Source organism: Pseudomonas sp. HMWF021, from assembly GCF_003061005.1.
In the GTDB taxonomy this organism is placed as follows: Bacteria; Pseudomonadota; Gammaproteobacteria; order Pseudomonadales; family Pseudomonadaceae; genus Aquipseudomonas.
Map to the genome: position 1 here is coordinate 1 of NZ_QAIK01000143.1, position 4,184 is coordinate 4,184.

Sequence of the window (4,184 nt, forward strand, 5' to 3'; positions counted from 1 at the left end):
GCGGATGGCACCGTGGCGCTCCATGTCCAGGCGCTCTATTTCACCAGTGCTGTCGAGCTGCCGTGCGATGTCCGGCTGAGCGTCCAGCACGTCACGGTTGGTCTGCTCCACCAGTTCCATCAGCGCGCCGTACAACGGCACTTCTTCGCGGTACATGTCGGACATCGCTTTGGAGAAGCGTTGACGGATCAGGTCGGGGCTGATGAAAGGCTGCACGGTCATGAAAAAAATTCCTGCCACGGTCACGTAAAGGATGGAGGAAAAGATCGCAGCCTTCGCCGACGGCGGCAAACGAAGAATCCTACGAACTTCATTCTGCCAACGACTGATCCACCAGTTCGATCCAGTGCACAACCTGCGTCCGTCCAGCGCCGGCCAGGTGATTCTGACAACCGATGTTGGACGTGACGATCAGCTCCGGGCGTCCGCTTTCCAGGGCATTGAGGCGGTTGTCGCGCAGTTGCCGGGCGAGGGTCGGTTGTGTCAGCGAATAGGTGCCCGCCGAACCACAACACAAATGCCCGTCCGGCACCGCCGTGAGGTTGAAACCCAGTCGCGTCAGCAGCGCTTCCACCGCGCCACCGAGTTTCAGCGCATGTTGCAGGGTGCAGGGGCAATGCACGGCGATCCGCCGTTGGCTGGCGGCGCACACTGTCTCCAGAGACTCCTGCGCGAGAACCTGCACCAGATCCAGCGTCCGTTCGCTGATCTGCCGCGCCTTGTCGGCGTAGCGCGGGTCCTGCGCCAGCAAATGCCCGTAATCCTTGATGAACGCGCCGCAGCCGCTGGCCGTCTGCACGATCGCTTCGGCACCGTTTTCCAGGTGTGCCCACCAGGCGTCGATGTTTTGCCGGGCGCGGTCGAGGCCTTTGGCCTGGGCGTCGAGGTGATAGTCCAAGGCTCCACAACAACCGGCCTCGGCCACCGGGGTGACGCTGATCCCCAACCGGTCCAGCACCCGCGCCGTCGCATCGTTGGTGTTAGGCGACAGGCCCGGTTGCACGCAACCTTCGAGCAACAGCACCCGCCGCGCATGGCGCGGGGCAGGGCGTGTACCGGACGCTGGCGCGCGCTGCGGCAATTTGCTTTCGAACATTCGCGGCAGCAAGGGTCGGAACGTCGTACCAACGCGCAGCAAACCCTTGAACACGCCGGGGTTCGGCGCCAGTGCGCGCAGCCCCTCGCGCAACAAGCGCTGGGCGGCGGGACGCGGCACCGCTTGATCGACTACCGCCCGCCCGATATCCAGCAGGTTGTGATAGTCGACGCCGGACGGGCAGGTGGTTTCACAGTTGCGGCAGGACAGGCAGCGATCCAGATGCAGTTGTGTCTGCTCGGTAGCGGGAGCGCCTTCAAGCACTTGCTTGATCAGATAGATGCGTCCGCGTGGCCCGTCGAGTTCATCGCCGAGCAATTGATACGTCGGGCAGGTGGCGTTGCAGAACCCGCAATGCACGCAGGTGCGGAGGATTTTTTCCGCCTCGGCAGCACGCGGCAGTTGTCGGGATTCTTCGCTGAGGGTGGTCTGCATGGCTAGAACTCCGCGTACATCCGGCCGGGGTTGAACAGCCCTTGCGGGTCGAGTTGCGCCTTGAGTTGCCGGTGATAACGCATCAGCACCGGAGCCAGCGGCTGGAACGGCGTGTCGCTGGCTCCATGGGTAAAGCAGGTGGCGTGGCCGCCGAGTTCCTGAGCAAGAATCTGGATGTGTTCGTGATCGGATTTCAGCCAGCGTTGCGCGCCGGCCCAGTTGATCAGTTGCTGGCCGGGCAAATCCTGCGGCCCGAGATTGTTCGGCAGCGACAGGCGCCACAGCGGCAGGCCCTCATCGAAGAAGCTCAGGCGTTGCTCATTCAAGTCGCGCCAGAACGTCGAATCCAGTGGTTCGCCGCCGAGTCGTTGATGGGCGGCAGTCACCGAGCCTTCGCCGCCCTCAAGACGCAGATACAGGCTTTGCCCGTCATGACAGGCGCCGCTGATCGGCAACGGTTGCTGGCCCCACTCGGCCAGCCGCGCCAATGCCCGGGCGCCATCGAGATCAAGGCGGATGCTCAGGCACTGACGCGGTTTGGGCAGGACTTTCAGCGAAACTTCGGTGAGCACCCCGAGGCAACCGAAACTACCGGTCAACAGGCGCGAGAGGTCGTAGCCGGCGACGTTTTTCATCACTTCGCCACCGAAACGCAAGTGCTCGCCGAGCCCGGTGATGACCCGGGTGCCGAGGACGAAATCGCGTACCGAACCTGACCATGGCCGCCGTGGCCCGGACAGTCCGCTGGCAATCATCCCACCGACCGTGGCGCCTTCACCGAAGGCCGGCGGCTCGCAGGGCAGCATCTGCCCGGCCGCGTCGAGCGCCGTAAGCAGCTCGCGCAACGGCGTACCAGCGCGCACGCTGACTACCAGCTCCGTCGGTTCATAACGGACGATGCCGCAGTGCGCGCGGGTATCGAGCACTTCGCCGGCCACCTCCCGACCCAGAAACGCCTTGCTGTTGCCGCCCTGGATTTTCAGCGGCGTGGCGTTGGCCCGGGCTTCATTGACCTGATCGAGCAGGGCGCTGCTGGCGTCGACGTCGGCCATCAGAAACGCTCCAGTTCGGGGAATGGCAATTGCCCGGCATGAATGTGCATGGCGCCGAATTCGGCGCAGCGGTGCAGGGTCGGGATGTTCTTGCCGGGGTTGAGCAGGCCTTGCGGGTCGAATGCGGCTTTCACCGCGTGGAACAGGGTCAGCTCAGCACTGTTGAATTGCGCGCACATCTGATTGATTTTCTCGCGGCCGACTCCGTGTTCACCGGTGATGCTGCCGCCGACCTGCACGCACAGCTCCAGAATTTTCCCGCCCAACGCTTCGGCGCGCTGCAGTTCGCCGGGCTGGTTGGCGTCGAACAGGATCAGCGGGTGCATGTTGCCGTCACCGGCATGGAACACGTTGGCGACGCGCAAACCGTACTCGGCGCCGAGGCGGGCGATGCCTTGCAAAACGCCGGGCAATTCGCGGCGCGGGATGGTGCCGTCCATGCAGTAGTAGTCCGGCGACAAACGGCCAATGGCCGGAAAGGCGTTTTTGCGCCCGGCCCAGAAGCGCACACGCTCGGCTTCATCGCGGGCCTGGCGCACGTCGCTGGCGCCGGCCTGAAGCATGACCTCACGGACCCGCAGGCAATCGTCGTGGACATCGGCTTCGACGCCATCGAGTTCGCACAGCAGGATCGCCTCGGCATCCACCGGGTAGCCGGCGTGGATGAAGTCTTCAGCCGCGCGGATCGCCAGGTTGTCCATCATCTCCAGGCCGCCGGGAATGATGCCCGCCGCGATGATGTCGGCCACGGCGCGGCCCGCCTTTTCCACCGAGTCGAAACTGGCCAGCAGCACTTTGGCGAGCTGCGGTCTGGGCAACAGTTTGACCGTGACTTCAGTGATGATCCCCAGCAGGCCTTCGGAGCCGGTGAACAACGCAAGCAGATCGAAACCCGGCGCATCGAGCGCTTCGCTGCCCAGTGTCAGGCGTTCGCCTTCGATGGTCAGCACTTCGATCTTCAGCAGGTTGTGCACGGTCAGGCCGTACTTGAGGCAATGCACGCCCCCAGCGTTTTCTGCGACGTTGCCGCCGATCGAGCAGGCGATCTGCGAGGACGGATCCGGCGCGTAATACAGGCCGAACGGCGCGGCAGCCTGGGAAATCGCCAGGTTGCGCACCCCCGGTTGAACCCGTGCGGTGCGGGCTGCCGGGTCGATGTGCAGGATGTTGTTGAACCGCGCCATCACCAGCAACAGGCCTTTTTCCAGTGGCAGCGCACCGCCCGACAACCCGGTGCCGGCACCACGGGCCACCACCGGCACGTTGTGTTGATGGCAGAGCTTGAGCAGGGTTTGCACCTGCTCGAGTCGCCGGGGCAGGGCAACCAGCATCGGCGTGGTGCGATAGGCCGACAGACCGTCGCACTCGTACGGCTTGAGTTCGTCTTCGCGCCAGAGAAGGTCGAGGTCCGGGATGGCGCGCTGCAGGGTTTTCAGCAGCTCGGCCTTGTTCACTTCCGGCAGCGGACCGTCGAGGCGTTCGTCGTAGAGAATGTTCATTTCGACCTTCCGAACCTATGCCGCCAAGAGGGCTTTTTGTGGCGAGGGAGCTTGCTCCCGCTGGGCTGCGCAGCAGACCTGAGATCGATACCGTGTCGAGAC

Annotated in this window: 4 protein-coding genes; all 4 read right to left on the reverse strand. The window is 64.1% G+C overall.

The features are described from left to right. On the reverse strand, nucleotides 1-222 hold a 222-nt coding region (locus tag DBR18_RS19595), incomplete at its 3' end, for a 2-oxoadipate dioxygenase/decarboxylase family protein (protein WP_146188775.1). Nucleotides 223-310: 88 nt separating this feature from the next. Continuing rightward, nucleotides 311-1,531: a glycolate oxidase subunit GlcF gene (glcF, locus tag DBR18_RS19600; RefSeq protein WP_108591540.1), complete on the reverse strand. Its 1,221-nt coding sequence runs from the start codon at nucleotides 1,529-1,531 to the stop codon at nucleotides 311-313. Nucleotides 1,532-1,533: 2 nt separating this feature from the next. Further along, complete coding sequence (gene glcE / locus DBR18_RS19605; RefSeq protein ID WP_108591541.1) at nucleotides 1,534-2,583, reverse strand: glycolate oxidase subunit GlcE; 1,050 nt, start codon at nucleotides 2,581-2,583, stop codon at nucleotides 1,534-1,536. Continuing rightward, nucleotides 2,583-4,082 (reverse strand): glycolate oxidase subunit GlcD, encoded by a 1,500-nt coding sequence (gene glcD / locus DBR18_RS19610; protein ID WP_108591542.1) that lies wholly within the window; start codon nucleotides 4,080-4,082, stop codon nucleotides 2,583-2,585. The genes glcE and glcD overlap by 1 nt, the downstream gene beginning before the upstream one ends. Nucleotides 4,083-4,184: the final 102 nt, after the last annotated feature.

Coding starts and splice junctions, on each gene's coding strand:
- glcF (WP_108591540.1), bottom strand. CDS start 1,531: ATGCAGACCACCCTCAGCGAAGAATCCCGACAACTGCCGCGTGCTGCC.
- glcE (WP_108591541.1), bottom strand. CDS start 2,583: ATGGCCGACGTCGACGCCAGCAGCGCCCTGCTCGATCAGGTCAATGAA.
- glcD (WP_108591542.1), bottom strand. CDS start 4,082: ATGAACATTCTCTACGACGAACGCCTCGACGGTCCGCTGCCGGAAGTG.